The 3436-nt window shown below is 75.1% G+C and carries 3 protein-coding genes and 1 pseudogene; all 4 read right to left on the bottom strand.

Annotation, left to right across the window (positions count from 1 at the left end; translation table 11 throughout):
* A partial coding sequence (locus ABT106_RS31490; RefSeq protein ID WP_351284354.1) for an HAD family hydrolase occupies nucleotides 1–529 on the bottom strand: 529 nt, incomplete at its 3' end.
* 26 nt (nucleotides 530–555) lie between these two features.
* Nucleotides 556–1659 carry an ABC transporter ATP-binding protein gene (locus ABT106_RS31485; RefSeq protein ID WP_351284349.1) on the bottom strand — a complete coding sequence of 368 codons (1104 nt, stop codon included), beginning with the start codon at nucleotides 1657–1659 and terminating at the stop codon, nucleotides 556–558.
* A gap of 4 nt (nucleotides 1660–1663) precedes the next feature.
* Nucleotides 1664–2581: an ABC transporter permease gene (locus ABT106_RS31480; RefSeq protein WP_351284351.1), complete on the bottom strand. Its 918-nt coding sequence runs from the start codon at nucleotides 2579–2581 to the stop codon at nucleotides 1664–1666.
* Nucleotides 2578–3339: pseudogene (locus ABT106_RS31475) on the bottom strand (ABC transporter permease); the annotation flags it as partial. The pseudogene ABT106_RS31475 and the gene ABT106_RS31480, both read right to left, overlap by 4 nt.
* Nucleotides 3340–3436 lie beyond the last annotated feature (97 nt).

Genomic DNA, 3436 nt, shown 5'->3' with positions numbered 1-3436 from the left:
CCCGGGCGCAGGAGCCAGGTGGCTCCGGTCCACAGCGCCACCGCGGCGGCCTGCGCGAAGAAGGAGGCCGCGCCGTCGGGGGCCAGGCGCTCGCCAGCCGGGCGGCGGCGGCCCGGTAGGGGTCCGGGTGGGGTTTGGTGCGTTCGGTGTCGTCGGCGGACAGGGTGAACGCGAAGGGGACGTCGGCCAGGGAGCCGCCCACCACCGAGTCCACGACCACCCGCGGCGAGGCGCTGACCAGAGCGAACGGCACGCCCTCGGCCTCCAGCCGGGCCAGCAGCCGCCGGGCTCCGGGGCGTTCGGGTGCCCCGGCTTCGACCCGGCGGAAGAAGTCCTCGGTGAGCGCGGCGGCGACCTCGGCCGTGTCGCCCGCGCCCGCGGCCCGTACGAGGTGGGCGGCGGTGTCCGCCACCGCCCGGCCGACGACCTCCGGCGCGTCCGCGCCGGTCAGCTCGTACCCGAGGGCCCGGGCGGTCGCCTCGGCGGTCCGCCACCACAGCACCTCGGTGTCGACGAGCGTGCCGTCCATGTCGAACAGGACCGCTCCGAGGGTGCTCACGCGGGCCCCGCCACGACGAGCACCGGCCGCCGGGCCAGGCCCATGGCGGCGCGGGTGCCGGGGGCCAGGTCTCCCGCGTCCCGCGAGGGCAGGTCCGCCTTGACCCGGACGCCGCTGGGCAGTTCGAGGTGGAGCCGGGTCACGGAGCCGAAGAAGGAGGCGGAGACGACGGTGGCGTCGCCGTCGGGGTCGGCGCTCGCCGTCACGTTCTCGGGGCGTACGAGGACCTCCACGTCCGCGGTGGCCGGCACGGGGCCGTCCACGGGCAGCCGTACGCCCGCCACGTCCACGAGCCCGGAGCCCGCCAGCCGTCCGGGCAGCCGGTTCATGGTGCCGACGAACTCGGCGACGAACGGCGTCGAGGGGCGCTCGTACAGCTCGGCCGGGGCCGCGCACTGCTCCAGCTTCCCGGCGTTGAGGACCGCGACCCGGTCGGCCATCGACAGGGCCTCCTCCTGGTCGTGGGTGACGAACACGGTGGTGATGCCCAGGGTCAGCTGGAGCCTGCGGATCTCCTCGCGCAGGTTCGCCCGCACCTTCGCGTCCAGCGCGGAGAGCGGCTCGTCGAGCAGGAGCACGCGCGGGCGCAGGGCCAGGGCGCGGGCGAGCGCCACGCGCTGCTGCTGGCCGCCGGACATCTGGTGCGGGTAGCGGTCTCCGTGGTCCGGCAGGCCCACCAGGTCGAGGAGTTCGGCGGCGCGCTCGCGGCGCTGTGCCGCGCCGACCTTGCGGACGCGCAGGCCGAAGGCGACGTTGTCGCGGGCGCTGAGGTTCGGGAAGAGGCTGTACGACTGGAAGACCATCCCGGCGTCACGGCGGTTGGCCGGGACGCGGGTGATGTCCCGTCCGTCGACCAGGACTTCGCCGGAGTCCGGCTGTTCGAAGCCGGCGACCACGCGCAGGGCGGTGGTCTTCCCGCAGCCCGACGGGCCGAGCAGGGCGAGGAGTTCGCCGGGCTCGACGGTGAGGTCGAGGCCGTCCAGCGCGACGGTGGAACCGAACGCCCGGCGCAGGGCACGGAACTCGACGCGCGCGCCCGCGGGCGCGGCGGAGTCGGCGGGCTTCCCGGCCGCGGGGGCGGTGGTGGGCGTGGTGGACATGGGCTCAGGATTCCTTGCGGGAGGTGGTGGCGGGCGCCGCCGCGGCCGTGGACGGGGCGGTCCCGGCCCGGGACAGGGCGAGCAGCAGCAGCCAGGTGATGAGGAGGCTGAGGACGGAGACGGCGACCGACATCCGGGCCTGGGCTCCGGAGATCGACACGATCCAGACGGCGAAGGGCTGGAAGCCGAGGAGGGAGGCGATGGTGAACTCGCCGAGGACCAGGGCGAGGGTGAGGAACGCCGCTCCGGCGAGCGAGGCCCGCAGGTTGGGCAGCAGGACGCGCAGGACGACGTACGGCCAGCTCGCGCCGCAGCTGCGGGCGGCCTCGACCAGGGTCGGCACGTCGACGGCGCGCAGACCGGCGTCCAGCGAGCGGTACACGAACGGCAGGGCCAGCACGGTGTAGGCCAGGACCAGGACGACCGGGAAGCTCTCGTTCTGCACGGCCAGGAAGGTCTGGTAGAGCGGGGTCCGCGACAGGTGCTCGGGGCCCCAGCGCAGGACGGTGGTGATCCCGGTGACCAGGGCGATCGGCGGTACCACCAGCGGCAGCATGCACATCACCTCGACGACGGGCCGCAGCCGCGGGGAGCCGATGCGCACGGCCACCAGCGCGGGCACCGCGAGCAGCAGGGACAGGGCGATGGTGGCGGCGGCGAGGCCCAGGGAGAGCAGCAGGCTCTCGGTGAAGCCGTCTGCGGCGAGCAGTCCGGTGTACGCCTCGAAGGAGACGCCCTGCCCGGGCACGTGCACGGTGAAGACGAACGAGGCGAGGAGCGGTCCGAGGAAGTAGGCGCCGGCGAGGACCAGGACGGCTCCGCGCCAGACGCGGGGCCGGCGCCGGGCCCGGAGGGCGGCGGGGCGCGGGACCGGGGCCCCGGCGTCGGCCTCCGAGGTGGTGCGGGCGGCGGTCGGGGTCATCGCAGCCATCGGGCGCTCCGTCGCTGGAGGGGCAGGTAGACGGCCATGACCAGGCCGGCGATCAGGATCATGTCGAGGCCGAGGGCGAGCGCGACGTTCTCCTGGCCGGTGAGCACGTTGCCGGAGAGCGCGTCCGCGATCTTGAGGGTGACCAGGGGTACGGATCCGCCGACGAGGGCGGCGGCCGTGGCGTGCGCGGCGAAGGCGGTGCCGAAGAGCAGCACGAACCCGCCGAGCAGCGAGGGCGCGAGCACCGGCAGGCCGACGTGGCGCCAGAACTGTCCGGTGGTGGCCCCGCTGCTCTGCGCGGCTTCGCGCCACTGGGGGCGCAGCCCGTCCAGGGCGGGGGCGATCACCAGCACCATCAGGGGGGTGAGGAAGTACAGGTAGACCACGGTGAGTCCGGTGAAGGAGTACAGGTTCCAGCCGAGGCTGCCGAGGTCGGCGAGCTGGGTGACGACTCCGGAGATCCCGGCGGTGGCGATGAACGCGAAGGCGAGGGGGACGCCGCCGAAGTTGGCCAGGACGCCGGAGGCGGTGAGGGCCGCGCCGCGCAGTCCCGGCGAGCCGGAGGTGACGACGGCCTGGGCGATGGCGACGCCGAGGACTCCGCCGATCAGCGCGGTGAGGGCGGAGAGCTGGACGCTGCCGACGAGCGAGCCGAGGTAGGGGCCCTGGAGGGAGCGGGCGAGGTGCTCGCCGGTCAGTGCGGTGGCGCCGGTCGCCGGGTCGGTGCGGGTGACGGCGCCGAAGGCGATGACCGGGGTGGTCCCCCGGTTCGGCCCGGTCGGGGACGGTCACGGTGAAGCCGACGCTCACGGCCGAGCGGGCGGGCACGGTGACCCGCTCCCGGTC

It is taken from the genome of Streptomyces sp. NPDC002044, from assembly GCF_040296725.1.
In the GTDB taxonomy this organism is placed as follows: domain Bacteria; phylum Actinomycetota; class Actinomycetes; order Streptomycetales; family Streptomycetaceae; genus Streptomyces; species Streptomyces antarcticus.
Note: the sequence above shows the minus strand (reverse complement) of the source record. Positions and strands in the feature narration are given on the sequence as shown.